Here is a 26,608-nt window from a genome sequence, read left to right as displayed (position 1 = left end):
GCCATCATACTTCACAAGGACTTCACTTTCAGACAATAGTCTTTTGCCATCGTGATGAATGTGAGTGAAAAGATGGAACATTTCGACGTGGCGATTATTGGCCTCGGCCCGGCTGGTTCTGCTCTGGCGCGGCAGTTAGCAGGCAAAATGCAGGTGATCGCGCTGGATAAAAAACACCAGTACGGTACAGAAGGCTTCAGCAAGCCTTGTGGTGGTCTGCTGGCACCGGACGCGCAGCGTTCTTTTATTCGTGATGGGCTGACGCTTCCTGTCGATGTGATCGCCAACCCGCAGATTTTCAGCGTGAAAACCGTTGATGTAGCAGCATCGCTCACACGTAACTACCAGCGAAGTTATATCAATATCAATCGCCATGCCTTCGACTTGTGGATGAAGTCGCTGATCCCCGCGAGCGTTGACGTTTACCACGATAGTCTGTGCCGGAAAATCTGGCGTGAGGATGATAAATGGCATGTCATCTTCCGGGCGGACGGCTGGGAGCAGCACATTACTGCCCGCTATCTGGTTGGTGCTGACGGTGCAAACTCGATGGTGCGGCGACATCTCTACCCGGATCACCAGATACGTAAATATGTCGCTATCCAGCAGTGGTTCGCCGAGAAACATCCGGTACCGTTCTACTCCTGCATCTTTGATAATGAAATAACCGACTGTTATTCATGGAGTATTAGCAAAGACGGTTATTTTATTTTTGGCGGCGCCTATCCGATGAAAGACGGCCAGACGCGTTTCGCAGCGCTGAAAGAGAAAATGACTGCCTTTCAGTTCCAGTTTGGCAAAGCGGTAAAAAGCGAGAAATGCACCGTGTTGTTTCCCTCACGCTGGCAGGATTTTATCTGTGGTAAGGACAATGCCTTTCTTATTGGCGAAGCGGCGGGATTTATCAGCGCCAGCTCGCTGGAGGGGATTAGCTATGCGCTGGATAGCGCAGATATTCTGCGTTCAGTGTTACTGAAGCAGCCAGAGAAGATCAACGCCGCTTACTGGCGCGCCACTCGCAAACTGCGGTTAAAGCTCTACGGCAAGATAGTAAAAAGCCGATGCTTAACTGCACCGGCCTTAAGAAAGTGGATTATGCGCAGTGGCATAGCGCATATTCCACAGATAAAGGATTACCCAACGCGCTTCACATCGCCCACCAGCAGGATGTAAGAAAGTGCGCCAATCAACGCGACGGCGGAGATATAAACCAGTGCAGGTGCGAAACCGTAACCCTGTGCCAGGTAACCGACCACCAAAGGTACAGTAATACCGCCCAAACCACCGGCGAAGTTAAACACGCCGCCGGTTAAACCAATCAGGCGCATCGGTGCTAAAGAAGACACTAGCGACCAGGTAATAGAAGCAAAACCGTTGCCGAAGAAAGCCAGCGCCATCAGGCACATAATCATCATCGGGTCATTGGTGTAGTTAGCGCCCATAATGCAGGTAGAGATCAGCAAACCGCAGATAATTGGTGTTTTACGCGCAAAGCCCAGCGAAAATCCCTTACGCACCAGCAGATCCGCTACCCAGCCGGAGAGCAATACGCCAACAAATGCGGCAAGAAATGGCACCGTGGTCATAAAGCCCGCTTTTAGCGCCGTTATTCCTTTTTCCTGGGTTAAATAGTTCGGGAACCAGGTTAAGAAGAACCACAGTGTAGAAGCCACCGCAAATTGCCCGAGATAGACGCCAATCAGTTTACGATGAAACACCAGCTTCCAGTCTTTTGCTGTTAACGGCTGACGCGCCTCTTTTTTCACCGGCGCATCACCATCCACCAGGCCGCCGCCATCACGAATGTAATCCAGTTCAGCTTTGCTGATGCCTTTGGTCAGGCGCGGCGGCTGATAAACTTTAAACCAAATCAGCGACCAGATAATGCCGATACCACCAGTGACAATGAACACCCAGTGCCAGCTCAACATCTCCTGAATCCAGATCAGCAGCGGGGTCAGAAACGCCAGACCGACAAACTGGCCAGAGGTATAAAAACCAACGGCTGAAGCGCGTTCATGTTCCGGGAACCAACTGGTCACCATACGGTTATTGGTCGGAAAAGCGGGCGCTTCGAAAATACCGGTTATCGCACGCAGCCCAATTAATGACATTAATCCCGTGGCAAAGCCCTGGAATAAAGTCGCCACTGACCAGCCAAATATCGCAATAAAATAAGTCACGCGTGAACCTACGCGATCTAAAAACCAACCACCGGGGATCTGGCATAGTGTATAAAGCCAGGCGAAGGCCGAAAATACATAGCCCATTTGCGCTTTAGTAATACCGAACTCTTCCTGAATATGGGCGGAAGCCACGGCCAGGTTGGCGCGGTCGACATAACAAATGACCACCGTAATAAAGATCATCACCAGCGTCAGATAGCGCCGACGCCCCGGCTTTGCTGCATTAACGGGAATATCCATAGCGAGCTGTCTCCAGATTTTGGGCATAGCGAAGCCGCTCACCATGCCCTGTAATGTACAGAGGGTTATATTTTTGTATTAAAGTTTTATTGCCCGATGAGGGGCTTACGTTGCAGGAATTACCACTCTGCTACGCTGTTATCTTCATGACGCCAGAGCGGATTACGCCAGTCCGGGGCATGTTTACTGAACTCAATGACTTTGGCTTCGTCGATTTCCACGCCTAAGCCCGGTTTCGTCAATGGTTTAAAGAAACCGCCGACCATGTTGAAGTCTTCTTTGTTTTTCACAAAGTCGAGTAACTCCGCGCCTTTGTTGTAGTGAATGCCCATACTTTGCTCCTGAAGTACCGCGTTATAGGAAACAAAGTCGATATGCAGGCAAGCCGCCAGTGCAATCGGCCCGAGTGGGCAGTGCGGCGCAAGAGTTACGTCATAGGCTTCTGCCATTCCGGCAATTTTGTAGCATTCGGTAATACCGCCTGCGTGGGAGAGATCCGGTTGCAGAATCGAAATCCCACCCGCTTCCAGCACGCGCTTAAACTCGAAGCGTGAGAACATTCGTTCGCCCGCCGCCAGTGGAATATGCGTCTGTGCCGCCAGTTTCGGGTAGTATTCGGCTTGTTCTGCTAATACCGGTTCTTCAATAAACAGCGGACGATACGGTTCCAGTTCTTTAATCAGCACTTTCGCCATCGGCGCGCTGACGCGACCGTGGAAATCAAGGCCAAACTCAATCTGATTGCCAAAAGCTTCACGAATTTGTGCCACGGTGTTGACCGCCGCATCCACCGCGCGGGAGTTATCAATCAGCCCCAGTTCTTCGCAACCATTCAACTTGAAGGTATCGAAGCCGATTTCACGCAGCGTTTTAATACCGTCGATAACATCCGCCGGACGATCGCCGCCGACCCAACTGTAGGCTTTAATTTTGTCGCGAACCAGGCCGCCCATCAGTTGCCAGACCGGCGCATTCAGCACTTTGCCTTTGATATCCCATAACGCCTGGTCGATTCCGGCGATAGCGCTCATCAGAATCGGGCCACCGCGATAAAAACCGGCGCGATACATCACTTGCCATAAGTCATTGATGCGCGAAGGGTCCTGACCAATCAGATAGTCGCCCAGCTCATGAACTGCCGCTTCAACCGTGCGCGCGCGGCCTTCAATCACTGGCTCGCCCCAACCGACCACACCTTCATCGGTTTCAATTTTCAGGAACATCCAACGGGGAGGTAAACGATACGTGGTAATTTTGGTGATTTTCATTGCTCTGCCTCTCGATACGCCTTAACAAATGCTGCTGCCTGCTGCGTGATACGTTCTACTGTTTGCCCGGCGCTTGCGCACCGTGCAATTGGCTTTCTTCACCACGCATAACATTGTGGTTATCGTCATGAGAGAGGCACTCGCTGGGGATTATGGAGATATTCCCCGGTCAATTGCGATGTAGCACACTGTCATGTGATTTCCTTTAATCTTCGTGTCGAACTGGCAATCATGCTGAGTGCCGCCTGCTCTGCCGCATCGCCGTCCTGATGCCGTATCGCATCGAACAGCGCCTTATGTTCCTGAAGCGTTTGCGGCATATTGGCTTCATCGCCCATCCAGGTTCGTTCAAAAACCGCCCGCTGCAGCGAACTGATCGCAATGCTAAGTTGCTGTAACACCGGGTTATGCACCGACTGCAGCACCGCTTCGTGGTAGCGAATATCCGCTTCGTTAAACGCCTCGCGATCCTGATTGTTGGCAATCATCTCGTTCAGCGCGGACTCAATCTGCGCCAGATCGCTGGAGGTCGCGCGCTCCGCCGCCCAACGGGCAATCGCTGGTTCCACCAGATTTCGTACTTCGCTCATTGCACTGATAAGCCGTGGGTCGTAGTCGTTTTCCAGAACCCATTGCAGTACGTCAGTGTCGAGGTAATTCCACTGGTTGCGCGGTGCCACAAACGCGCCGCGATAGCGTTTCATTTCAATCAGCCGCTTCGCCATCAGCGAGCGGAATACTTCGCGAATGATGTTGCGCGAGGTTTCAAACTCCTCACAGAGTTCTGCCTCAGCCGGAAGCGGCGAACCGGGTACGTATTTGCCGCTCACAATCTGCTTACCCAGCGTAATGACGATGCGATCGGTTTTATTGAGAGTCATGGAGAGTCCTTGTGCTCTGTATGTTCTTCTCTACTTTACCTTGATCGCTGCACAATACGGCAACTTTGTAGTACCAGCGTGAAACCGTTCGCCATTTCCATAGCCATAATGTAGTACAATTTATTGTTGTTGTACTACAATTTAGATCACAAAAAGAACAACAAGTGAAAAGATGACATGCATCAGGCAGAAATCTGAAAAGGGATGTCAGGCGCTAATAAGGAGGGAAAGAAGAGTATGCTTTCAATGGTTTAGCTACTCGTTTAAAGGATTAATCATGAAGTTGAATTTTAAGGGATTATTTAAATTTTTCGGTTTGTTTTCACTAGCGCTAATGCTTTCGGGGTGTCTATCTTATGCTCTTGTTTCTAATACGGGTAAAAGAACATCCGGAACGTATCAGTATCAGTCCGACACCATCAGAGGGTTATCGCTGGCAAAAGATAGTAATGGGACCAAAGGTTATGTTTTTGTAGGGGAATCTCTGGATTATTTGATAACCGACGGAGGGGACGATGTCGTCGTTATGCTCAATGATCCAGCAATTAATCGGCATAATATTCATACCGCCGATGATGCGATATTTGTCATTGAAAGCGGGGAAAAGAAATTTACCGGCAAGATATCACTCTATTACAACTGGACCACGGAAGAAGAAAAAGCTCTGGCAATACATTATGGATTTGCCTGTGGCGTTCAGAATTGTACCTGGACACTGGAAAACCTGAAAGGAACAATCCATGAGAAAAACAAAAAAATGAATTACTCAAATGTGATGGCGTTTTACCATCCATTTAAAGTGGTTTTTTATAAACGCTATTCGTCAGGCGGTATTCCCAAAGGCGCCGTCAATGCTTTGCTGCCAGTGACTTTGACGTTGGATATCATCACTTCACCGCTGCAATTAATCGTTGCCAGCTCAGTAAGCAAATAATCATAGAAACGGGCAAATGCAACAACACACTTTGCCCGCCCACTAATTAATTCAGCACATACTTTTCAATAGCAAACGCCACGCCATCTTCAAGGTTGGATTTGGTGACAAAGTTCGCCGCTTCTTTCACCGAAGGAATAGCGTTATCCATCGCCACACCGACGCCTGCGTATTCAATCATTGCGATGTCGTTTTCCTGATCGCCAATCGCCATGATTTCTTCCGGGTTAATGCCCAACACGTCAGCCAGCGATTTCACGCCCGTACCTTTATTGACGCGTTTATCGAGAATTTCGAGGAAGTACGGCGCGCTTTTCAGCACGGTGTATTTTTCTTTCACTTCCTGTGGAATGCGCGCGATCGCCTGGTCGAGGATGGCCGGTTCATCAATCATCATCACTTTCAGGAACTGGGTATTGGGGTCCATTTTCTCCGCTTCGCAGAACACCAGCGGAATGGTGGCAACGAAAGATTCATGCACCGTGTAATAGCTGATATCGCGGTTGGCGGTGTACAGCGTGGTGCGATCCAGCGCGTGGAAATGGGAACCGACTTCGCGAGAGAGTTTTTCCAGGAAACGGTAGTCGTCATAGCTCAATGCTGTTTGCGCCACGGTGCCGCCATCGGCGGCCTTCTGCACCAGCGCGCCATTGTAAGTAATGCAGTAGTCGCCAGGTTGTTCCATATGCAGCTCTTTCAGGTAGCTGTGAACGCCTGCATAAGGGCGGCCCGTCGTTAGCACAACATTCACGCCACGGGCGCGAGCTGCGGAAATCGCATTTTTAACGGCGGGTGAAATGGTGTGATCGGGCAGCAGAAGTGTGCCATCCATATCGATAGCAATGAGTTTAATAGCCATGAGTTCCCCAGGTAGATTGGTTCCTGACCCATGCTAACGCGATTCCGCTCAAAAATCAGTACAACACCTGAGGGAAAAGGGGGATGCAACGCGCACGGCGTGCTCCCCTTTTGCTTAACGGAAAAGTTTCCCTTTCAGCAGTTCCATACCTGCGGAAAGCAGATCGTTATTGGCTTGCGGCGAAACTTCGCCCTGTGGCGAGAGAGCATCAATAATCTTCGGCAATTGTTCCGCCAGCATGTTAGAAGCAGCACTGGTATCCACGCCGAGTTTTTGCCCGAGATCGGACACTGCGTTTGTGCCGAGCGCCGACTCCAGTTGCTCGCCGCTAACGGGCTGATTGCCCTGTTGATTACTCAACCAGGTTGAGAGAATGGCACCTAAACCGCCACTTTGCAGTTTTTCCAGCAGCACCTGAATGCCGCCCTGCTCCTCAACCCAACTTAAAATAGCCTGATATTTCCCCGCATCGCCTTTCAGAAAGGCACCTACAACTTCATCAAAAAGCCCCATGATAATCACCTGTAAAGCGTTACGTGTTGACTCAAAAAGTATAGTTCTGCGGGACAATTGTTGGAATTGTGAAAGCAAAAAGGTACAGATGTTCTCCGCCGTTTTTTATTTTATTCATCTTTTCAAGATATTATACTCAATATCATCAGTAATTTTTTGCCAACCAAACGCTGAGTCTGACGTTTTCTTATAGCATCAATATTTTTTATTACTTCAGCTTATATGTTTACACACTAATATTTATGTAAAGTTCTATTTGATAGTTGTAAATTTAATAATGTGAATAATTTTATAATATTTTTAATTGTTTTTCTTTTATGAAATGTCCACAAACAGACTATTAATCATAATGCAAATGTATTATCACATTGCGACTACCAAGAGGTAATAATACTATCAGGATGATTGCCATGAAGAAATTTATTAAAGCACTATGTTCTATAACAATAGTGAGTTGTTTCTCTGGATTTGGTTTAACTGGCTGCGTTACAAAATCTCTTATAAAGAGTATAGATGAAGACCAGAGCGGTACAGTAATCTGGAAAAAAGATGAAATCCGCGGTGTAAGCCAATCAACAACAAATACTGGTGTTAAAACCTGGACACTCATCGGTAAAAACAATAACTATCAACTTAGCGATGAAACCAGCCAAGGCAAAATCAACAGGAACTTTACCACCTTTCTAAACAATCCCGAACTTTCGCCTCAGGCAATAGAAATTTCTTCGTGGATTCAATGTTACAGCCAAAAGAATCATAGCAATGATTTCATGTGCTACGACGTTAATATCTTCTATCGTTATCCAGACGAGGTCACACCACAGCAAAAAAACAGTTTAAAAAAAGCTTTTAATCTAAATAAAAACGATCCTGGTACTAGCGTAATGCTTCTTCTATCAGGTTCGATAAAATCTAATAATGAAGATAATGCTGTCGTTATCCCGTTTAAAAACAAAAGTACTCTTGTAATTAATAAAGATAAATCGTCTTTTTCTGCCAAATATTTACTTGTGCCATTTTCTGTGGTTGCTGATGTTATCACTGCACCATTTCAGGCTATTGGGTATCTTATTATCATTAACTCACTACCGGCAATGCGCTACTAATATAGCGGTGTAACTATATTAGTCATTCTAAAAACAAGATTAAATGCCAAACATGGAAACTCATCAAGGATATCGTATGAAAAAGTTTATAGATATATTGATTTTAATAATATTTATAGTGGCCGTTATATTAGGGATTGGCTACGCCATTTTATTACACTCGCTACCCGCAATGCGTTACTAATAAAAAAACCGTTCCCTTATATAAGGGAACGATCAGGTTGTCGACGAAGTGCGCTTTGTTCATGCCGGATGCGGCGTGAACGCCTTATCCGGCCTACAAAATCGTGCAAATTCAATATATTGCAGGAATTTCGTAGGCCTGATAAGCGTAGCGCATCAGGCAAAAGCGCATTGCTAATGCCATTAAATATCGATATTCGCCGCCTTCAGGGCGTTTTCTTCGATAAACGCACGACGCGGTTCAACGGCGTCGCCCATCAGCGTGGTGAACAGCTGGTCGGCGGCAATCGCATCCTTAACGGTAACGCGCAGCATACGGCGGCTTTCCGGGTCCATGGTGGTTTCCCACAACTGTTCCGGGTTCATCTCGCCCAGACCTTTATAACGCTGGATGGAGAGGCCGCGACGGGACTCTTTCACCAGCCAGTCCAGCGCCTGCTCGAAGCTGGCTACCGGCTGACGACGCTCACCACGTTCGATAAACGCATCTTCTTCCAGCAAACCACGCAGTTTCTCGCCCAGCGTGCAGATACGGCGATATTCGCCGCCGGTGATAAACTCGTGATCCAGCGGATAGTCAGTATCCACACCGTGAGTACGCACGCGAACAATCGGCTCGAACAGGTTTTGTTCGACATTAGCGTGGACATCAAACTTCCACTGGCTGCCGTGCTGTTCTTTGTCGTTCAGTTCGCTGACCAGCGCATTCACCCAACGGGTAACAGTCTGCTCGTTGGAAAGGTCGGCTTCCGTCAGCGTCGGCTGATAGATAAGTTCTTTCAGCATTGCTTTCGGGTAACGACGCTCCATACGCACGATCATTTTCTGCGCCGCATTGTACTCAGACACCAGTTTTTCTAACGCTTCGCCAGCCAGGGCAGGTGCACTAGCGTTGGTGTGTAAAGAAGCACCATCCAGTGCGATGGAGATCTGGTACTGATCCATCGCTTCATCGTCTTTAATGTACTGTTCCTGCTTACCTTTCTTCACTTTGTACAGCGGCGGCTGGGCAATATAGACGTGACCGCGTTCGATGATTTCCGGCATCTGACGATAGAAGAAGGTCAACAGCAACGTACGAATGTGCGAGCCGTCGACGTCCGCATCGGTCATGATGATGATGCTGTGATAACGCAGTTTATCCGGGTTGTATTCGTCACGACCAATCCCGCAGCCAAGCGCGGTGATAAGCGTCGCCACTTCCTGGGAAGCCAGCATCTTATCGAAACGGGCTTTCTCAACGTTGAGGATTTTACCTTTCAACGGCAGAATCGCCTGGTTCTTGCGGTTACGCCCCTGCTTCGCAGAGCCGCCCGCAGAGTCCCCTTCCACAAGGTACAGTTCGGAGAGCGCCGGGTCGCGTTCCTGGCAGTCCGCCAGTTTGCCCGGCAGGCCTGCTAAGTCCAGCGCACCTTTACGACGGGTCATTTCACGGGCACGACGTGCAGCTTCACGCGCACGGGCAGCATCAATAATTTTGCCAACCACGATTTTCGCGTCGGTTGGGTTTTCCAGCAGGTATTCCGCCAGCAGTTCGTTCATCTGCTGTTCAACCGCCGATTTCACCTCAGAAGAAACCAGTTTGTCTTTGGTCTGGGAGGAGAATTTCGGGTCTGGTACTTTCACGGACACAACCGCAATCAGGCCTTCACGCGCATCGTCGCCGGTGGCGCTGACTTTGGCTTTTTTGCTGTAGCCTTCTTTGTCCATGTAGGCGTTCAGAGTACGGGTCATCGCCGCACGGAAGCCTGCCAGGTGAGTACCGCCGTCACGCTGTGGAATGTTGTTGGTAAAGCAGTAGATATTTTCCTGGAAGCCATCGTTCCACTGCAATGCCACTTCGACGCCAATACCGTCTTTTTCGGTGGAGAAATAGAAAATATTCGGGTGAATTGGCGTTTTGTTCTTGTTCAGATACTCAACGAACGCCCTGATACCACCTTCATAGTGGAAGTGGTCTTCTTTGCCGTCACGCTTGTCGCGCAGACGAATGGAAACGCCGGAGTTAAGGAACGACAACTCACGCAGACGTTTCGCCAGAATTTCATATTCGAACTCGGTTACATTGGTGAAGGTTTCGAGGCTTGGCCAGAAACGCACCATGGTGCCTGTTTTTTCAGTCTCGCCGGTAACCGCCAGCGGAGCCTGCGGTACACCGTGTTCGTAGATCTGACGGTGAATTTTACCCTCGCGCTGGATAACCAGCTCCAGTTTTTGCGACAGGGCGTTTACTACCGAAACACCAACGCCGTGCAGACCGCCGGACACTTTATAGGAGTTATCGTCAAATTTACCGCCTGCGTGCAGGACGGTCATGATTACTTCCGCCGCCGATACGCCCTCTTCCGGGTGAATACCGGTCGGAATACCGCGCCCGTCATCCTGTACGGAGACAGAGTTATCGGCATGAATAGTAACGATAATTTCTTTACAGTGACCCGCGAGCGCTTCGTCGATAGCGTTATCTACCACCTCGAATACCATGTGGTGCAGACCGGTGCCGTCATCCGTGTCGCCGATATACATACCCGGGCGCTTACGCACCGCATCCAGCCCTTTCAGGACTTTGATACTGGAGGAGTCATAAGAATTCGACATCAACGTTTCTCGCTCATTTATACTTGGGTTAATCCGTTATTTTACCCTTTTCCACGGTAAACATCTTCGAATTTTCGTCCGACATGTCTATAACGTGTTCAGCACTGATCGCGCTGACAAAGACCTGTGATTGCGTCGCTTTTAAGCGGCTGGCAAGCAGTCCGCGACGTTCATCATCAAGCTCAGAGGCAAAATCATCTATCAGGTAGAGACACCGCCGCCCGCTTTCACGGGTGAGGAACTCTCCTTGCGCCAGACGTAAGGCGCACATCAGCAGCTTTAGCTGCCCACGCGATAAGGTATCTTCCACCGGCGCACCGTCGGCGCGAATGCGTAAGTCCGCTTTATGCGGGCCGTGCGCGGTGTAGGTTAGCTGGCGATCGCGTTCAAAATTACGTTCCAGCACCTCAGCGTACTCTGTCTCTTTCTCCCAGCCGCGCTGGAAAGAGAAAGTCAGAGAAAACTCAGGGAGAAATTGCTTACAGGTATCGGCCATATCAGCCGCGATACCGGCGCTATACTGGGCGCGCCAGGTGCTGATTTGCTCCGCCAGCGGGATCAGTTCTTTATCCCACGGACGTAGCTGTTCGTAACGTGTCACCTGGCGCAGCGCCGCATTACGCTGCTTGAGCAACCGCTTGAGATTGCTCCAGGCGGTGAAAAATCCAGGTTCGTTGTGAAAGCATCCCCAGTCGAGGAATGCTCTTCTGTATTTGGGGCCACCGTTGAGTAAAGTAAACCCTTCTGGCGTTATCAGCTGCATCGGCATCAGGTGCGCCAGCTCCGCGACTTTATGCCCGTCAGTACCATCAATGCGGACTTTGCTGTCGCCCTGTTTGTCTTTGGTTAAACCAATCGCCGTCTCGCGCTCTTCGCCCTGTAACCGCCCGTGGAGAACAAACGCCTCCTGCTCGTGGCGAATGACGCGACCAATCTGCAAACTGCGAAACGCCCGACCGTGGCCGAGCGTATAGATGGCTTCCAGTACGCTGGTTTTGCCACTGCCGTTGGCCCCCACCAGAAAGTTAAAGCCGGGAGATAAAGCGAGATCCGCGTTTTCAATGTTGCGGAAATCTTTAATAAGTAATCGGGAGAGCGACATCAGTGACTCAACGATTTCGCAAGAGGCAGCGCATTGTTACTGATACCGCAAAAATGGGCTTCTTTACCGACACGCCGGTCCTGCAAAAAAAGCGCCACGTCAGGATTAAGGCGGGAAGATTCATGCAAGCGTGTTGCCAGAGTCGCAAAGTCAAAATCAACGACATGGGTAAAGATCTCCCTGGCGGGCCAGAAACGTATCATGGTGCCTGTTTTCTCGCCACAGGCTGAAAGCATCAACGGCGTTTTTGGTTCACCGTTTTCATAACTCTGCCGATAAACCCTGCCTGCATAATGGATTTCGATATCCAGTTTTTGTGATAACACATTCACCACGAAAAGCGGCTGTTTCACACCGGCACAAAACTGGGTCAGGGTAGCTTCCACTGCGAGCGTACCCTCTTCCTGAAGGAACGAGTTGACAACAATATGTCCGTAATGACGTACTGCAACCGAGTTATCTTCATGAATGGTGATAAAAATATTTCTCTCACCGCCCGTGCGTGCTTCTTCTATAGCGCGATCAATGATCCAGAACGCCATATTATGTAAGCCAGCGCCGTTATTTGTCTCACCGATATACCGTGAGGCGCAGGCTCGCACCTCGCGTTGCGGTTTGACAACCTGGATATCGAACGAGTGCATTAACGCCCCTCGTGCCTTGTATTACGGGTGCTGCGCGACATTACAGTCTCATTGGCATGACAACGTAAGCCGCACTCTGGCTGGCCGCATCTTCAATCTGCACGCTGGAAACTGAATCGGTCAGCATCATGCGGACGTTTTCGCATTTCAACGCGTTCAGGACATCCAGCACATAGCTGACGTTGAAGCCGATTTCCATCTCCGCACCGCTGTAGGTGACGTCGAGGATCTCTTCCGCTTCTTCCTGTTCCGGGTTATTGGCAGTGATCTTCAGCTGATTCTCGCTGACATACAGACGCACGCCGCGGAATTTCTCGTTAGAGAGAATCGCTGCACGGGCAAACGCCTGCTTGAGCAGATCGCAGCCAGCTTCCAGATGTTTGTCCGGGTTCTTCGGCAGAACGCGACGGTAATCCGGGAAGCGACCGTCCACCAGTTTGGAAGTGAAGATAAAGTCACCGACGTGGGCGCGAATGTTGTTGCTGCCAATCTGCACGCGCAGCGGATTATCGCCGCCGTCGAGCATACGCATCAGTTCAATCACGCCTTTACGCGGAACGATCACCGAATGGCTTGGCAAAGACTGACCAATTGGCATGGAACAGACCGCCAGGCGGTGGCCGTCAGTCGCCACGGTGCGCAGCTCTTCACCTTCGGTTTCGAACAGCATACCGTTTAAATAATAGCGAACGTCCTGATGCGCCATTGAAAACTGGGTTGCTTCAATCAGACGCTTCATCGTCGCCTGCGGCAGGGTAAATTCAACTTCGCTCTGCCAGTCATCAAGGTTCGGGAAATCCGCCGCTGGCAGGGTAGAAAGCGAAAAACGGCTACGCCCGGAGCGCACCAGCATTCGCTCACCTTCCAGTTGCACGGCAATTTCCGCGCCTTCAGGCAGACCACGGCAGATATCAAAGAATTTGCGCGCCGGAACGGTCGTCGCCCCTGGTTCATGCGGCTGAATCAGCGCAACACGTGCCACCATTTCCATCTCGAGATCAGTACCGGTCAGCGACAACGTACCGTCAGCAACCTGTAACAGCAGATTACCGAGAATCGGTAGCGTAGGACGACCACCTAACGGACCGCTCACCTGTTGTAGCGGTTTTAATAAATGCTCACGTTCTACGGTAAATTTCATAGGTTTACGATGACAATGTTCTGATTAAATTAGAGAAATCTTCTTTGATATCGTGGCTCTCTTCACGCAACTGCTCGATCTTACGGCAGGCATGAAGTACCGTCGTGTGGTCACGACCACCAAACGCATCGCCAATCTCCGGCAGACTGTGGTTAGTCAGCTCTTTCGCCAGCGCCATCGCCATCTGGCGTGGACGCGCTACCGAGCGAGAACGACGCTTGGAAAGGAGATCCGCAACTTTGATCTTGTAGTACTCCGCCACCGTCTTTTGAATATTGTCGATGGTGACCAGTTTTTCCTGCAAAGCCAGTAAGTCGCGCAGCGCCTCACGTACGAAGTCGATGGTGATCGCCCGTCCGGTAAAGTTGGCGTTAGCAATGACGCGGTTCAGCGCCCCTTCCAGCTCACGTACGTTAGATCGTAGACGCTTGGCGATAAAGAACGCCACTTCGCCTGGCAAACGAATGTCGTTTTCGTCTGCCTTTTTCATCAGGATCGCCACGCGGGTTTCCAGCTCTGGCGGTTCGATCGCCACAGTCAGCCCCCAACCGAAGCGAGATTTCAAACGATCTTCAACACCGTTGATCTCTTTCGGATAACGATCCGATGTGAGGATGATCTGCTGATTACCTTCCAGCAGGGCGTTAAAGGTATGGAAAAACTCTTCCTGGGATCGTTCTTTATTGGCGAAAAACTGAATATCGTCGATCAGCAGCGCATCAACGGAACGGTAGTAGCGTTTAAACTCTTCGATCGCATTGTTTTGCAGGGCTTTTACCATGTCCTGAACAAAGCGTTCGGAGTGCATATAAACCACTTTGGCATTTGGCTTGCGCGCCATGATGCCATTACCCACCGCATGCAGCAGGTGAGTTTTACCCAGCCCCGTGCCGCCATAAAGGAACAGCGGGTTATAGGCGCCGCCCGGGTTGTCTGCCACCTGGCGAGCCGCCGCGCGCGCCAGTTGGTTAGATTTACCTTCGACGAAGTTATCAAACGTATGTTTGACGTTAACGTTGGAACGATAGGTCGGTTCTGCCGGAGCCGGAACGTTATCCCAACCTGAGCGCGTAGAAGGCGCAGCACGTTGCGGTTGCACCTGAGCAGCCTGAGCCGGTGCAACTGTGTTGCTGGCAGGGACTTTCAGCGTTTGTGTCACGGGCTTTGTACCCACTTCAAAACGCAGCTGTGGGGCATCCGCTCCGCAGAAACTGGTTAGCAGTCCATTGATATTATTGAGGTACTTGTCCCGTACCCAATCGAGGACAAAACGGTTTGGCGCGTACAAGGCCAGCGTGTTATCGCTCAGTTCCGCCTGCAACGGGCGTATCCACATACTGAATTCTGTGGCTGGTAACTCATCCTGCAATCGGGCAAGACATTGCTGCCAAAGCGAAAGTGACACGGCGGACTCCACTCGAACAAAAGTCGATTATGACTAAGGCTGAAACATTCATGATTGTTGACGCACGTCGAAAAGACCCTGCATGAGGGTGACGCACGAACCGCTGTCTGCGGTTATATGCCCGATCAAGATCCTGCAAAACGATCGGGACCGCGGATCATAGCCTAAACTGCGTAAGAGATCTTCTGTTTCTCACAGATTTTCCCGATTTATCCACAGGGCTTTCCAGAACTCGCTAAGTGTAAACGATCCTGCCGCAAGGCGGGCACGATTTACGCCGCATATTGGAAAATTTAATGACCTTAGACAAAATTAGGCTTAATCGATCTAATAAAGATCCTGGACGATCCTTGCGCTTTACCCGGTAGCCCGTATAATCCTCCCCCCGGCGCGCCATGCTGGTTTTAACTGGTGTGAGGCCGTACATTTTCCCAGCGAAAAGGTGCGGAAAAGCGCGGTAAATAAGGAAAGAGAATTGACTCCGGAGTGTACAATTATTACAATCCGGCCTCTTTAATCACCCATGGCTTCGGTGTCCATCGTTTCATTTTTCGGCGGATATCCAATAAAGCCATTGAATTTATTCAAGTTTAGGTAGAAATCGCCATGAAACGCACTTTTCAACCGTCTGTACTGAAGCGCAACCGTTCTCACGGCTTCCGTGCTCGTATGGCTACTAAAAATGGTCGTCAGGTTCTGGCACGTCGTCGTGCTAAAGGCCGCGCTCGTCTGACCGTTTCTAAGTAATATAGCTAACCCCTGCGTGGTTAAGCTCGCATTTCCCAGGGAGTTACGTTTGTTAACTCCCAGTCAATTCACATTCGTCTTCCAGCAGCCACAACGGGCTGGCACGCCGCAAATTACTATTCTCGGCCGCCTGAATTCGCTGGGGCATCCCCGTATCGGTCTTACAGTCGCCAAGAAAAACGTTCGACGCGCCCATGAACGCAATCGGATTAAACGTCTGACGCGTGAAAGCTTCCGTCTGCGCCAACATGAACTCCCGGCTATGGATTTCGTGGTGGTGGCGAAAAAAGGGGTTGCCGACCTCGATAACCGTGCTCTCTCGGAAGCGTTGGAAAAATTATGGCGCCGCCACTGTCGCCTGGCTCGCGGGTCCTGATAGCCCTCATTCGGGTCTATCAACGCCTGATTAGTCCGCTACTCGGGCCGCATTGTCGTTTCACTCCAACCTGTTCAAGCTACGGAATTGAGGCATTGCGCAGGTTTGGAGTGATAAAAGGCAGTTGGTTGACGGTGAAACGCGTATTAAAATGCCACCCTTTACACCCTGGTGGTGACGATCCCGTCCCGCCCGGACCATTTGATACCAGAGAACACTAACGATGGATTCGCAACGCAATCTTTTAGTCATCGCTTTGCTGTTCGTGTCTTTCATGATCTGGCAAGCCTGGGAGCAGGATAAAAATCCGCAACCTCAAGCTCAACAGACCACGCAGACAACGACCACCGCAGCGGGTAGCGCCGCCGACCAGGGCGTACCGGCCAGTGGCCAGGGGAAACTGATTTCTGTTAAGACCGACGTGCTTGATCTGACCATCAACACCCGTGGTGGTGATGTTGAACAGGCTCTGCTGCCGGCTTACCCGAAAGAGCTGAACTCTACCCAGCCGTTCCAGCTGCTGGAAACTTCACCGCAGTTTATTTATCAGGCACAGAGCGGTCTGACCGGTCGTGATGGCCCGGATAACCCGGCTAACGGCCCGCGTCCGCTGTATAACGTTGAAAAAGATGCTTATGTGCTGGCTGAAGGCCAAAACGAACTGCAGGTGCCGATGACGTATACCGACGCGGCAGGCAACACGTTTACCAAAACGTTTGTCCTGAAACGTGGTGATTACGCTGTCAACGTCAACTACAACGTGCAGAACGCTGGCGAAAAACCGCTGGAAATCTCCACCTTTGGTCAGTTGAAGCAATCCATCAATTTGCCACCGCATCTCGACACCGGAAGCAGCAACTTTGCGCTGCATACTTTCCGTGGCGCGGCATATTCCACGCCTGACGAGAAGTACGAGAAATACAAGTTCGATACCATTGCCGATAACGAAAACCTGAACATCTCTTCGAAAGGTGGTTGGGTAGCGATGCTGCAACAGTATTTCGCGACTGCGTGGATCCCGCATAACGACGGTACCAACAACTTCTACACCGCTAATCTGGGTAACGGCATCGCCGCTATCGGCTATAAATCTCAGCCGGTACTGGTTCAGCCTGGTCAGACTGGCGCGATGAACAGCACCCTGTGGGTTGGCCCGGAAATCCAGGACAAAATGGCGGCCGTTGCTCCGCACCTGGATCTGACCGTTGATTACGGTTGGTTGTGGTTCATCTCTCAGCCGCTGTTCAAACTGCTGAAATGGATCCATAGCTTCGTGGGTAACTGGGGCTTCTCCATTATCATCATCACCTTTATCGTTCGTGGCATCATGTACCCGCTGACCAAAGCGCAGTACACCTCCATGGCGAAGATGCGTATGCTGCAGCCGAAGATTCAGGCCATGCGTGAGCGTCTGGGCGATGACAAACAGCGTATCAGCCAGGAAATGATGGCGCTGTACAAAGCTGAGAAGGTTAACCCGCTGGGCGGCTGCTTCCCGCTGATTATCCAGATGCCAATCTTCCTGGCGTTGTACTACATGCTGATGGGTTCCGTTGAACTGCGTCAGGCGCCGTTTGCACTGTGGATCCACGACCTGTCTGCACAGGACCCGTACTACATCCTGCCGATCCTGATGGGCGTAACGATGTTCTTCATTCAGAAGATGTCGCCGACCACTGTGACCGACCCGATGCAGCAGAAGATCATGACCTTTATGCCGGTCATCTTCACCGTGTTCTTCCTGTGGTTCCCGTCAGGTCTGGTGCTGTACTATATCGTCAGCAACCTGGTAACCATTATTCAGCAGCAGCTGATTTACCGTGGTCTGGAAAAACGTGGCCTGCATAGCCGCGAGAAGAAAAAATCCTGATTCGGTGAGTTTTCGCTAAAATAAGGGCGGTCAGTTGACCGCCTTTTTTCTTTTCGTAGGGCGGATAAGCACAGTGCATCCGCCAAACAAAGCAACAGGAACATCATGAGCGATAATGACACTATCGTAGCCCAGGCCACGCCTCCAGGACGTGGCGGCGTTGGCATCCTGCGCATCTCCGGCCTCAAAGCACGCGAAGTTGCCGAAATCGTGCTGGGTAAACTGCCTAAGCCACGCTACGCCGACTATTTGCCATTTAAAGACGCAGACGGCAGCGTGCTCGATCAGGGGATTGCGCTATGGTTCCCTGGCCCGAACTCGTTCACTGGCGAAGATGTGCTGGAACTGCAAGGTCATGGCGGTCCGGTGATCCTCGACCTGCTGTTAAAACGTATTCTGACCATTCCCGGCCTGCGGATTGCCCGCCCTGGTGAGTTTTCAGAACGCGCGTTTCTTAACGATAAACTCGATTTAGCCCAGGCCGAAGCGATTGCCGATCTGATCGATGCCAGCTCGGAACAGGCGGCCCGTTCGGCGCTTAATTCGCTGCAAGGCGCGTTCTCCGCACGGGTTAATCATCTGGTAGAAGCCCTCACCCACTTGCGTATTTACGTCGAAGCGGCGATTGATTTCCCCGATGAAGAGATCGATTTCCTCTCTGACGGCAAAATTGAAGCCCAGCTCAATGACGTGATTGCCGATCTCGATGCGGTACGCGCCGAAGCTCGTCAGGGCAGCCTGTTGCGCGAAGGGATGAAAGTGGTGATTGCCGGGCGTCCAAACGCCGGTAAATCGAGCCTGTTAAACGCGCTGGCGGGGCGTGAAGCGGCAATCGTGACGGATATCGCCGGAACCACGCGTGACGTGCTGCGTGAGCATATCCACATTGACGGGATGCCTCTGCATATCATCGACACCGCCGGGCTACGTGAAGCCAGCGACGAAGTTGAACGTATTGGTATCGAACGCGCGTGGCAGGAAATTGAGCAGGCCGATCGCGTGCTGTTTATGGTCGATGGCACCACGACAGATGCCGTTGATCCGGCAGAGATCTGGCCGGAATTTATCGCCCGTCTGCCTGCAAAACTGCCAATCACCGTGGTGCGCAATAAAGCCGATATCACCGGCGAAACGTTGGGGATGAGCGAAGTGAACGGTCACGCGTTAATTCGTCTCTCGGCAAGGACTGGCGAAGGCGTGGATGTGCTGCGTAACCATCTCAAACAGAGCATGGGCTTTGACACCAATATGGAAGGCGGCTTCCTGGCGCGCCGTCGTCACCTACAGGCGCTGGAACAGGCGGCGGAGCACCTGCAACAGGGTAAAGCACAACTGTTAGGCGCATGGGCGGGCGAATTGCTGGCGGAAGAGCTGCGCCTGGCGCAGCAGAACTTAAGCGAGATCACCGGGGAGTTTACCTCTGACGACCTACTGGGGCGGATTTTCTCCAGCTTCTGTATCGGTAAGTAACCGCACTTACGAAGCCGCATCTGGTAATCAGGATGCGGCTTTGTTTTCCTGTTTGCATACTTTTTATTAATCAATTCATCTTATAAACATTAAAATTTTAATGCGGCGTATTTTTCTGAAAAAAGCATTAAATAATGCCTCTCGAACGATTGTGATTCGATTCACATTTAATAAACTTAGGAATAGATATAAAAATCTTAATGTAATAGTGTAGCAACATGTCTTTCGAGGATAAGTGCATTATGAATATCTTACATATATGTGTGACCTCAAAGTGGTTCAATATTGACAATAAGATTGTCGATCACCGCCCTTAATTTGCCCTTCTGTAGTCATCACCAGAGCCAAACCAATTAGATTCAATGTGCTCTATTAGTTTGCCATGCCTTAATTTTGCCTTTTAGACAAGCCATTATTGCTTTATCTATTTGCTCGTCTAAATAAATGTACTCGCATACATAAACATGGTGAATTAATGGTTATTGCAGACGCAATATTCACAGGGATCACTGTAATTAAAATAAATGAAGGATTATGCAATGGAAAACTTTAAACATCTCCCTGAACCGTTCCGCATTCGTGTTATTGAGCCAGTAAAACGTACGACCCGCGCTTACCGTGAAGAAGCGATTATTAAATCTGGTATGAACCCGTTCCTGCTGGATAGCGAAGATGTGTTTATCGATTTACTGACTGACAGCGGCACCGGGGCGGTAACTCAAAGTATGCAGGCAGCGATGATGCGCGGCGACGAAGCCTACAGTGGCAGCCGCAGCTACTACGCGTTAGCCGAGTCAGTAAAAAATATCTTTGGTTATCAATACACCATTCCAACTCACCAGGGCCGTGGCGCAGAGCAAATCTATATTCCGGTACTGATTAAAAAACGCGAGCAGGAAAAAGGTCTGGATCGCAGCAAAATGGTGGCGTTCTCTAACTATTTCTTCGATACCACTCAGGGCCATAGCCAGATTAACGGCTGTACCGTGCGTAACGTCTATATTAAAGAAGCCTTCGATACTGGCGTACGTTACGACTTTAAAGGCAACTTTGACCTCGAGGGATTAGAACGCGGTATTGAAGAAGTTGGCCCGAATAACGTGCCGTATATCGTTGCGACCATTACCAGCAACTCCGCAGGCGGTCAGCCGGTTTCACTGGCAAATATGAAAGCGATGTACAGCATTGCGAAGAAATACGATATTCCGGTAGTGATGGACTCCGCGCGCTTTGCCGAAAACGCCTATTTCATCAAACAGCGTGAAGCGGAATATAAAGACTGGACTATCGAGCAAATCACTCGCGAAACCTATAAATATGCCGATATGCTGGCAATGTCCGCCAAGAAAGATGCGATGGTACCAATGGGCGGCTTGCTGTGTGTAAAAGACGACAGCTTCTTCGATGTGTACACCGAATGCAGAACGCTGTGCGTAGTGCAGGAAGGCTTCCCGACTTATGGTGGTCTGGAAGGCGGTGCGATGGAACGTCTGGCGGTGGGTCTGTATGACGGCATGAACCATGATTGGCTGGCTTATCGTATTGCGCAGGTGCAGTATCTGGTCGATGGTCTGGAGGAAATTGGCGTAGTATGCCAGCAGGCGGGCGGCCACGCGGCGTTCGTTGATGCAGGTAAACTGTTGCCGCATATCCCGGCAGATCAATTCCCGGCACAGGCGCTGGCGTGCGAATTGTATAAAGTTGCCGGTATCCGTGCGGTAGAAATTGGTTCCTTCCTGTTAGGTCGCGATCCGAAAACCGGTAAACAACTGCCTTGTCCGGCAGAACTGCTGCGTTTAACCATTCCACGCGCAACTTACACGCAAACGCATATGGACTTCATTATTGAAGCCTTCAAGCATGTAAAAGAGAACGCGGCGAATATTAAAGGATTAACCTTTACCTACGAACCAAAAGTATTGCGTCATTTCACCGCAAAACTGAAAGAAGTTTAATTAATACTACAGAGTGGCTAGAGGGAAAATAGCCACTCTATTTCCCCTACATCCTCAATAACAAAAATAGCCTTCCTCTAAAGGTGGCATCATGACTGATCAATCAGAAAAAAAGCACTCTGCATTTTGGGGTGTTATGGTTATAGCGGGTACAGTAATTGGCGGTGGGATGTTTGCTTTACCTGTTGACCTTGCCGGTGCCTGGTTTTTTTGGGGCGCTTTTATTCTTATTATCGCCTGGTTTTCAATGTTGCATTCAGGGCTATTATTATTAGAAGCAAACTTAAATTATCCCGTCGGCTCCAGTTTTAACACCATCACCAAAGATTTAATTGGTAACACCTGGAACATTATTAGCGGCATTACCGTTGCCTTCGTTCTCTATATTCTCACTTATGCCTATATCTCTGCTAACGGCGCAATCATTAGCGAAACGATATCGATGAATTTGGGCTATCACGCTAATCCACGCATTGTCGGGATCTGTACGGCCATTTTCGTTGCCAGCGTATTGTGGATAAGCTCTTTAGCCGCCAGTCGTATTACCTCTTTGTTCCTCGGGCTGAAGATTATCTCCTTTGTGATCGTATTTGGTTCTTTCTTCTTCCAGGTCGATTATTCCATTCTACGCGATTCCACCAGCACGACTGCGGGAACGTCTTACTTCCCGTATATCTTTATGGCTTTGCCGGTGTGTCTGGCGTCATTTGGTTTCCACGGCAATATTCCCAGTCTGATTATTTGCTATGGAAAAAAGAAAGATAAACTAATCAAAAGCGTGGTCTTCGGTTCGCTGCTGGCACTGGTGATTTATCTCTTCTGGCTCTATTGCACGATGGGGAATATCTCGCGAGAAAGTTTCAAAGCGATAATCTCCTCGGGCGGCAACGTTGATTCACTGGTAAAAACGTTCCTCGGCACCAAACAGCATGGCATTATCGAGTTTTGCCTACTGGTATTCTCCAACTTAGCTGTCGCCAGTTCGTTCTTTGGCGTCACGCTTGGGCTGTTCGATTACCTGGCGGATCTGTTTAAGATTGATAACTCCCACGGCGGGCGCTTCAAAACCGTGCTGTTAACCTTCCTGCCACCCGCGTTGTTGTATCTCGTCTTCCCTAATGGCTTTATTTACGGGATTGGCGGTGCAGGACTGTGCGCCACCATCTGGGCGGTCATTATCCCCGCGGTGCTGGCAATCAAAGCCCGTAATAAGTTTCCCAATCAGATGTTCACGGTTTGGGGCGGTAATATTATTCCGGCGATTGTTATTCTCTTTGGCATAACCGTAATTTTGTGCTGGTTCGGCAACGTCTTTAACGTGTTACCTAAATTTGGCTAAGTCCTTAAAGAAGCCAGCGGTCATTCGCTGGCTTCTTTCCTGACAGGAAATCTCTTTTGTCCAAATGGCAACTCGCCTGATTCTCCTTCACCACGTATGCTTTGCGTCACCTTCCCGTCAGGACGCTTTATCCCATGTCCCGCTTTTTAATTTGTAGTTTTGCCCTGGTTTTACTTTATCCCGCAGGTATTGATATGTACCTGGTTGGCTTACCGCGCATCGCCGCTGATCTCAATGCCAGCGAGGCGCAATTGCATATTGCGTTCTCCGTTTACCTTGCGGGGATGGCGGCAGCAATGTTATTTGCCGGTAAAGTGGCCGATCATTCAGGAAGAAAACCGGTCGCCATACCCGGCGCGGCGCTATTTATTATCGCCTCTGTGCTCTGCTTACTGGCTGAAACCAGCACGTTATTTCTTGCAGGACGCTTTCTGCAGGGACTCGGCGCGGGCTGTTGTTACGTGGTGGCGTTCGCGATTTTACGCGACACGCTGGACGATCGACGTCGGGCAAAAGTGCTGTCGTTACTCAACGGCATTACCTGCATCATTCCGGTGTTAGCGCCAGTGCTCGGCCACCTGATTATGCTTAAGTTCCCGTGGCAGAGCCTGTTCTGGGTAATGGCGCTGATGGGTGTCGCAGTACTCATGTTGTCATTGTTTATTTTAAAAGAAACCCGCCCTGTGACACCTGCTGCTTCGGGCAACCCACGAGAGAATACCGAGTCGCTGCTTAACCGCTTTTTCCTCAGCCGAGTGCTTATCACCACTCTCAGCGTCTCCGTCATCCTTACCTTCGTGAATACGTCGCCAGTATTGCTGATGGAAATCATGGGCTTTGCGCGCGGAGAATACGCCACCATTATGGCGTTGACCGCGGGTGTCAGCATGACCGTATCGTTCTCCACGCCATTTGCGTTGGGGATTTTTAAGCCACGTACATTGATGATAGCCTCGCAAGTGTTATTTCTGGCGGCGGGAATCATCCTTGCGGTTTCACCTTCCCATGCTGTCTCGCTGTTTGGCATCACATTGATTTGCGCTGGTTTTTCGGTGGGATTCGGCGTGGCAATGAGTCAGGCATTAGGGCCGTTTTCATTGCGCGCTGGCGTGGCCAGTTCGACCCTGGGCATTGCACAGGTTTGCGGTTCATCACTGTGGATTTGGCTGGCGGCGGTAGTCGGCGTAGGCGCATGGAATATGCTGATCGGGATTCTGATTGCCTGTAGCATAGTGAGCCTGTTGCTGATTATGCTCGTCGCGCCTGGACGCCCCGTTGCCGCTCATGAAGAAATCCATCACCACACTTGATCTGAATTTGCTGCTCTGCCTGCAACTGCTGATGCAGGAGCGCAGCGTGACCAAAGCGGCGAAGCGGATGAACGTGACACCTTCGGCGGTGAGTAAATCTCTGGCAAAGCTTCGGATATGGTTTGATGACCAGCTCTTTGTGAACTCACCGCTGGGCCTGATGCCAACGCCGCTAATGGTCAGCATGGAGCAAAATCTGGCGGAGTGGATGCAAATGAGCAATCTGCTGCTGGATAAACCGCACCACCAAACGCCGCGCGGCCTGAAGTTTGAGCTGGCAGCAGAATCGCCGCTGATGATGATCATGTTTAATGCGCTGTCGACACATATTTACCAGCGTTACCCACAGGCGACGATTAAACTGCGCAACTGGGATTACGACTCGTTGGATGCAATTATTCGTGGCGAAGTGGATATCGGTTTTACCGGACGAGAAAGCCACCCACGCTCGCGAGAACAGCTTAGTCTTCTGCCGTTGTCTATTGATTATGAAGTCTTATTTACAGACTTACCGTGCGTCTGGTTGCGCAAAGATCATCCGGCGCTGCGTGAAGCATGGGATCTGGAGACTTTTTTACGTTATCCGCATATCAGCATTTGCTGGGAACAGAGCGATACCTGGGCGCTGGACAATGTGTTGCAGGAATCAGGACGCGAACGCACGATTGCCATGAGTCTGCCGGAATTCGAGCAGTCGCTGTTTATGGCGGCACAACCTGACAATCTGCTACTGGCGACCGCACCGCGCTACTGTCAGTACTACAACCAACTCCACCAGCTTCCGCTGGTTGCACTCCCTCTCCCGTTTGACGAAATCCAGCAAAAAAAGCTGGAAGTGCCGTTTACTCTGCTGTGGCACAAACGGAACAGCCATAACCCGAAGATCGTCTGGTTACGGGAAACCATTAAAAATCTTTACGCCTCGATGGCATAATTAATTCGTATGAAACATGACCACATTTCGCGATTAAATGTAAAAAGCATGTAATAATCTTGTCTGAATCGAACTTTTCGCTGCTTTAGTCTGTCCATAAATTCAGTAAATGATTACTCTGTATTCATAATGGACCATTAAGCATGGAGCGAAAAATGGCGACTCACTTTGCCCGAGGGATTTTAACGGAAGGACACCTGATATCTGTTCGTCTACCCTCCCAGTGTCATCAAGAAGCCCTAAATCTTCCCCCTCATCGTCAAAGTCGTTTCCTGGCGTCCAGAGGTTTACTCGCAGAACTGATGTTCTTGCTGTACGGCATTAGCGAATTGCCGGAAATCGTCACCCAGGCTAAAGGAAAGCCGGTTTTCCACGATAAAAATTTACCATCATTTTCAATATCTTATGCCGGAAACATGGTCGGAATAGCATTAACAACCGAAGGTGAATGTGGCCTCGATATGGAACTACAGCGCGCGACTCGCGGGTTTCATAGCCCTCACGCGCCCGATAACCATGCTTTTTCCAGCAATGAATCACTATGGATCAGTAAGCAAAATGATCCCAACGAAGCGCGAGCGCAGCTCATCACGCTGCGCCGAAGCGTGCTAAAACTTACCGGTGATGTTTTGAATGACGACCCGCGTAATCTGCAGTTGATGCCCATTGCGGGACGCCTGAAATGTGCCCATGTAAATCATGTAGAAGCGATATGCGACGCAGAGGAGGTGCTGGTATGGTCCGTGGCGGTCAGCCCAGCGATTGAAAAGCTCAATGTCTGGGCGTTTGATGGCAAACAAGGCTGGAAAAGCCTGCCGGATATTCACAGCCGCGCCAATAATCCTACCAGTCGGATGATGCGTTTTGCCCAGCTCTCTACCGTGAAGTCATTTTTGCCAAATTGATAGACAACCACAGGAGTCATCATGTCTGAAAAATTGAAGGTGGTTACGTTATTGGGAAGCCTGCGCAAAGGTTCATTTAATGGCATGGTTGCACGTACGCTGCCGAAAATAGCCCCGGCGGGTATGGAAGTTAACGCGTTGCCATCCATTGCTGACATTCCCTTATATGACGCAGACGTACAGCAGGAAGACGGTTTTCCAGCAACGGTTGAAGCTCTGGCGGAACAGATTCGTCAGGCGGATGGTGTGGTGATCGTGACGCCGGAATATAACTACTCGGTGCCGGGTGGACTGAAAAATGCCATCGACTGGCTTTCCCGTCTGCCGGATCAACCGCTGGCCGGTAAACCGGTGTTGATTCAGACCAGCTCAATGGGCGTGATTGGCGGCGCGCGCTGTCAGTATCACCTGCGCCAGATTCTGGTTTTCCTCGATGCCATGGTAATGAACAAACCAGAGTTTATGGGCGGCGTGATTCAGAACAAAGTCGATCCACAAATCGGAGAAGTGATTGATCAGGGAACGCTGGACCACCTGACCGGGCAGTTGACCGCATTTGGCGAGTTTATTCAGCGGGTGAAAATCTAAATAAAAAACCCGCCAGCAATAACGCATGGCGGGTTTTTTAGCGTGCTATCGATT

The 26,608-nt window shown here is 50.2% G+C and carries 26 protein-coding genes and 2 pseudogenes; 16 read left to right on the top strand and 12 right to left on the bottom strand.

All coding sequences use genetic code 11. The annotated features are described in order from the left end of the window. Window positions 1-72 precede the first annotated feature (72 nt). On the top strand, window positions 73-1,173 hold the full coding sequence (cbrA, locus tag A9180_RS02780) for a colicin M resistance lipid reductase CbrA (RefSeq protein WP_064526100.1): 1,101 nt from the start codon (window positions 73-75) through the stop codon (window positions 1,171-1,173). Here cbrA and A9180_RS02775 read toward each other — a convergent pair. The 5 genes and pseudogenes from A9180_RS02775 to dgoR all read right to left on the bottom strand — a co-directional run bounded on the left by A9180_RS02775 (window position 1,134) and on the right by dgoR (window position 4,575). Then, the gene (locus tag A9180_RS02775; protein ID WP_165383157.1) at window positions 1,134-2,471 is read right to left on the bottom strand and encodes an MFS transporter; all 1,338 of its coding nucleotides are present in this window, start codon (window positions 2,469-2,471) and stop codon (window positions 1,134-1,136) included. The two genes, cbrA and A9180_RS02775, sit on opposite strands and share 40 nt — an antisense overlap. Before the next feature lie 74 nt (window positions 2,472-2,545). Beyond that, entirely contained in the window at window positions 2,546-3,694 is a 1,149-nt protein-coding gene (dgoD, locus tag A9180_RS02770) for a galactonate dehydratase (protein ID WP_064525985.1), read from the bottom strand. Continuing rightward, window positions 3,691-3,765 (bottom strand): annotated as a pseudogene (locus A9180_RS22395) (2-dehydro-3-deoxy-6-phosphogalactonate aldolase); the annotation flags it as partial. The gene dgoD and the pseudogene A9180_RS22395, both read right to left, overlap by 4 nt. Continuing rightward, window positions 3,765-3,857: pseudogene (locus tag A9180_RS24130) on the bottom strand (2-oxo-3-deoxygalactonate kinase); the annotation flags it as partial. The pseudogenes A9180_RS24130 and A9180_RS22395, both read right to left, overlap by 1 nt. Window positions 3,858-3,885: 28 nt before the next feature. After that, window positions 3,886-4,575: a D-galactonate utilization transcriptional regulator DgoR gene (gene dgoR / locus A9180_RS02765; protein WP_064525982.1), complete on the bottom strand. Its 690-nt coding sequence runs from the start codon at window positions 4,573-4,575 to the stop codon at window positions 3,886-3,888. 277 nt (window positions 4,576-4,852) lie between these two features. Here dgoR and A9180_RS02760 point away from each other — a divergent pair, with 277 nt between their 5' ends. After that, window positions 4,853-5,509, top strand: a complete 657-nt coding sequence (locus tag A9180_RS02760; protein ID WP_064525980.1) for a hypothetical protein — start codon at window positions 4,853-4,855, stop codon at window positions 5,507-5,509. A 46-nt stretch (window positions 5,510-5,555) separates the two neighbouring features. Here A9180_RS02760 and yidA read toward each other — a convergent pair whose 3' ends face one another. Together yidA and A9180_RS02750 are read right to left on the bottom strand one after the other, a co-directional pair. Continuing rightward, window positions 5,556-6,368, bottom strand: coding sequence for a sugar-phosphatase (gene yidA / locus A9180_RS02755; protein ID WP_064525976.1), 813 nt, complete (start codon window positions 6,366-6,368; stop codon window positions 5,556-5,558). Window positions 6,369-6,482: 114 nt separating this feature from the next. After that, entirely contained in the window at window positions 6,483-6,881 is a 399-nt protein-coding gene (locus tag A9180_RS02750) for a YidB family protein (RefSeq protein WP_064525964.1), read from the bottom strand. A 410-nt stretch (window positions 6,882-7,291) separates the two neighbouring features. On the opposite strand from A9180_RS02750, the gene A9180_RS02745 reads away from it, so the two are divergent. Further along, the gene (locus A9180_RS02745) at window positions 7,292-7,987 is read left to right on the top strand and encodes a hypothetical protein (RefSeq protein WP_064525962.1); all 696 of its coding nucleotides are present in this window, start codon (window positions 7,292-7,294) and stop codon (window positions 7,985-7,987) included. Between the two features lie 366 nt (window positions 7,988-8,353). Here A9180_RS02745 and gyrB read toward each other — a convergent pair whose 3' ends face one another. From gyrB to dnaA, 5 genes are read right to left on the bottom strand one after another with little or no spacing between them, the layout of a single operon-like run. Further along, window positions 8,354-10,768 (bottom strand): DNA topoisomerase (ATP-hydrolyzing) subunit B, encoded by a 2,415-nt coding sequence (gene gyrB / locus A9180_RS02735; protein ID WP_064525959.1) that lies wholly within the window; start codon window positions 10,766-10,768, stop codon window positions 8,354-8,356. A 28-nt stretch (window positions 10,769-10,796) separates the two neighbouring features. Beyond that, the gene (gene recF, locus A9180_RS02730; protein ID WP_064525957.1) at window positions 10,797-11,870 is read right to left on the bottom strand and encodes a DNA replication/repair protein RecF; all 1,074 of its coding nucleotides are present in this window, start codon (window positions 11,868-11,870) and stop codon (window positions 10,797-10,799) included. Continuing rightward, on the bottom strand, window positions 11,870-12,514 hold the full coding sequence (locus A9180_RS02725; protein WP_064525950.1) for a hypothetical protein: 645 nt from the start codon (window positions 12,512-12,514) through the stop codon (window positions 11,870-11,872). The genes recF and A9180_RS02725 overlap by 1 nt, the downstream gene beginning before the upstream one ends. A 40-nt stretch (window positions 12,515-12,554) precedes the next feature. Beyond that, window positions 12,555-13,655, bottom strand: coding sequence for a DNA polymerase III subunit beta (dnaN, locus tag A9180_RS02720; RefSeq protein ID WP_000673456.1), 1,101 nt, complete (start codon window positions 13,653-13,655; stop codon window positions 12,555-12,557). Window positions 13,656-13,659: 4 nt separating this feature from the next. Further along, window positions 13,660-15,060, bottom strand: coding sequence for a chromosomal replication initiator protein DnaA (dnaA, locus tag A9180_RS02715; protein WP_000059100.1), 1,401 nt, complete (start codon window positions 15,058-15,060; stop codon window positions 13,660-13,662). A 296-nt stretch (window positions 15,061-15,356) separates the two neighbouring features. Here dnaA and A9180_RS24125 point away from each other — a divergent pair, with 296 nt between their 5' ends. The 13 genes from A9180_RS24125 (at window position 15,357) to yieF (ending at window position 26,554) form a co-directional block, all read left to right on the top strand. Beyond that, a complete protein-coding gene (locus A9180_RS24125; protein WP_123057980.1) occupies window positions 15,357-15,428 on the top strand; it encodes a hypothetical protein in 72 nt (23 codons plus the stop codon). 238 nt (window positions 15,429-15,666) lie between these two features. Next, the gene (gene rpmH, locus A9180_RS02710) at window positions 15,667-15,807 is read left to right on the top strand and encodes a 50S ribosomal protein L34 (RefSeq protein WP_000831330.1); all 141 of its coding nucleotides are present in this window, start codon (window positions 15,667-15,669) and stop codon (window positions 15,805-15,807) included. A gap of 16 nt (window positions 15,808-15,823) precedes the next feature. Then, window positions 15,824-16,183, top strand: coding sequence for a ribonuclease P protein component (rnpA, locus tag A9180_RS02705; protein WP_000239730.1), 360 nt, complete (start codon window positions 15,824-15,826; stop codon window positions 16,181-16,183). Continuing rightward, window positions 16,147-16,404 (top strand): membrane protein insertion efficiency factor YidD, encoded by a 258-nt coding sequence (gene yidD, locus A9180_RS02700; RefSeq protein ID WP_001307474.1) that lies wholly within the window; start codon window positions 16,147-16,149, stop codon window positions 16,402-16,404. The genes rnpA and yidD overlap by 37 nt, the downstream gene beginning before the upstream one ends. 2 nt (window positions 16,405-16,406) lie before the next feature. Next, window positions 16,407-18,053, top strand: a complete 1,647-nt coding sequence (yidC, locus tag A9180_RS02695) for a membrane protein insertase YidC (RefSeq protein ID WP_064525945.1) — start codon at window positions 16,407-16,409, stop codon at window positions 18,051-18,053. A gap of 105 nt (window positions 18,054-18,158) precedes the next feature. After that, window positions 18,159-19,523 carry a tRNA uridine-5-carboxymethylaminomethyl(34) synthesis GTPase MnmE gene (mnmE, locus tag A9180_RS02690; protein WP_064525944.1) on the top strand — a complete coding sequence of 455 codons (1,365 nt, stop codon included), beginning with the start codon at window positions 18,159-18,161 and terminating at the stop codon, window positions 19,521-19,523. A 242-nt stretch (window positions 19,524-19,765) separates the two neighbouring features. Next, window positions 19,766-19,840, top strand: a complete 75-nt coding sequence (gene tnaC / locus A9180_RS02685) for a tryptophanase leader peptide (RefSeq protein WP_001364348.1) — start codon at window positions 19,766-19,768, stop codon at window positions 19,838-19,840. Between the two features lie 222 nt (window positions 19,841-20,062). Beyond that, a complete protein-coding gene (gene tnaA, locus A9180_RS02680; RefSeq protein WP_010347274.1) occupies window positions 20,063-21,478 on the top strand; it encodes a tryptophanase in 1,416 nt (471 codons plus the stop codon). A 91-nt stretch (window positions 21,479-21,569) separates the two neighbouring features. Continuing rightward, a complete protein-coding gene (gene tnaB / locus A9180_RS02675) occupies window positions 21,570-22,817 on the top strand; it encodes a low affinity tryptophan permease TnaB (RefSeq protein WP_064525942.1) in 1,248 nt (415 codons plus the stop codon). Between the two features lie 134 nt (window positions 22,818-22,951). Continuing rightward, entirely contained in the window at window positions 22,952-24,127 is a 1,176-nt protein-coding gene (mdtL, locus tag A9180_RS02670) for a multidrug efflux MFS transporter MdtL (protein ID WP_064525940.1), read from the top strand. Then, window positions 24,102-25,061, top strand: a complete 960-nt coding sequence (yidZ, locus tag A9180_RS02665; RefSeq protein ID WP_064525938.1) for an HTH-type transcriptional regulator YidZ — start codon at window positions 24,102-24,104, stop codon at window positions 25,059-25,061. Before mdtL ends, yidZ begins: the two co-directional genes overlap by 26 nt. A 155-nt stretch (window positions 25,062-25,216) precedes the next feature. Next, on the top strand, window positions 25,217-25,966 hold the full coding sequence (locus A9180_RS02660; protein WP_064525936.1) for a 4'-phosphopantetheinyl transferase family protein: 750 nt from the start codon (window positions 25,217-25,219) through the stop codon (window positions 25,964-25,966). Window positions 25,967-25,987: 21 nt separating this feature from the next. Then, window positions 25,988-26,554, top strand: a complete 567-nt coding sequence (yieF, locus tag A9180_RS02655) for a class I chromate reductase YieF (RefSeq protein WP_064525934.1) — start codon at window positions 25,988-25,990, stop codon at window positions 26,552-26,554. Window positions 26,555-26,608 lie beyond the last annotated feature (54 nt).

Origin of the sequence: Escherichia sp. B1147 (assembly GCF_001660175.1) — a bacterium.
In the GTDB taxonomy this organism is placed as follows: Bacteria; Pseudomonadota; Gammaproteobacteria; order Enterobacterales; family Enterobacteriaceae; genus Escherichia; species Escherichia whittamii.
This window is presented reverse-complemented; position numbering and strand designations above follow the sequence as displayed.

Bases quoted from the DNA above. Each gene is read 5' to 3' on its own strand.
- yidZ (WP_064525938.1), top strand. From the start codon at position 24,102: ATGAAGAAATCCATCACCACACTTGATCTGAATTTGCTGCTCTGCCTG.
- mdtL (WP_064525940.1), top strand. From the start codon at position 22,952: ATGTCCCGCTTTTTAATTTGTAGTTTTGCCCTGGTTTTACTTTATCCC.
- yidC (WP_064525945.1), top strand. From the start codon at position 16,407: ATGGATTCGCAACGCAATCTTTTAGTCATCGCTTTGCTGTTCGTGTCT.
- cbrA (WP_064526100.1), top strand. From the start codon at position 73: ATGGAACATTTCGACGTGGCGATTATTGGCCTCGGCCCGGCTGGTTCT.
- A9180_RS02775 (WP_165383157.1), bottom strand. From the start codon at position 2,471: ATGGTGAGCGGCTTCGCTATGCCCAAAATCTGGAGACAGCTCGCTATG.
- dnaN (WP_000673456.1), bottom strand. From the start codon at position 13,655: ATGAAATTTACCGTAGAACGTGAGCATTTATTAAAACCGCTACAACAG.
- A9180_RS02660 (WP_064525936.1), top strand. From the start codon at position 25,217: ATGGCGACTCACTTTGCCCGAGGGATTTTAACGGAAGGACACCTGATA.
- A9180_RS02725 (WP_064525950.1), bottom strand. From the start codon at position 12,514: ATGCACTCGTTCGATATCCAGGTTGTCAAACCGCAACGCGAGGTGCGA.
- dgoR (WP_064525982.1), bottom strand. From the start codon at position 4,575: ATGACTCTCAATAAAACCGATCGCATCGTCATTACGCTGGGTAAGCAG.
- tnaB (WP_064525942.1), top strand. From the start codon at position 21,570: ATGACTGATCAATCAGAAAAAAAGCACTCTGCATTTTGGGGTGTTATG.
- yidA (WP_064525976.1), bottom strand. From the start codon at position 6,368: ATGGCTATTAAACTCATTGCTATCGATATGGATGGCACACTTCTGCTG.
- A9180_RS02760 (WP_064525980.1), top strand. From the start codon at position 4,853: ATGAAGTTGAATTTTAAGGGATTATTTAAATTTTTCGGTTTGTTTTCA.
- A9180_RS02750 (WP_064525964.1), bottom strand. From the start codon at position 6,881: ATGGGGCTTTTTGATGAAGTTGTAGGTGCCTTTCTGAAAGGCGATGCG.
- gyrB (WP_064525959.1), bottom strand. From the start codon at position 10,768: ATGTCGAATTCTTATGACTCCTCCAGTATCAAAGTCCTGAAAGGGCTG.
- rpmH (WP_000831330.1), top strand. From the start codon at position 15,667: ATGAAACGCACTTTTCAACCGTCTGTACTGAAGCGCAACCGTTCTCAC.
- tnaA (WP_010347274.1), top strand. From the start codon at position 20,063: ATGGAAAACTTTAAACATCTCCCTGAACCGTTCCGCATTCGTGTTATT.
- A9180_RS02745 (WP_064525962.1), top strand. From the start codon at position 7,292: ATGAAGAAATTTATTAAAGCACTATGTTCTATAACAATAGTGAGTTGT.
- yieF (WP_064525934.1), top strand. From the start codon at position 25,988: ATGTCTGAAAAATTGAAGGTGGTTACGTTATTGGGAAGCCTGCGCAAA.
- dgoD (WP_064525985.1), bottom strand. From the start codon at position 3,694: ATGAAAATCACCAAAATTACCACGTATCGTTTACCTCCCCGTTGGATG.
- recF (WP_064525957.1), bottom strand. From the start codon at position 11,870: ATGTCGCTCTCCCGATTACTTATTAAAGATTTCCGCAACATTGAAAAC.
- mnmE (WP_064525944.1), top strand. From the start codon at position 18,159: ATGAGCGATAATGACACTATCGTAGCCCAGGCCACGCCTCCAGGACGT.
- yidD (WP_001307474.1), top strand. From the start codon at position 16,147: ATGGCGCCGCCACTGTCGCCTGGCTCGCGGGTCCTGATAGCCCTCATT.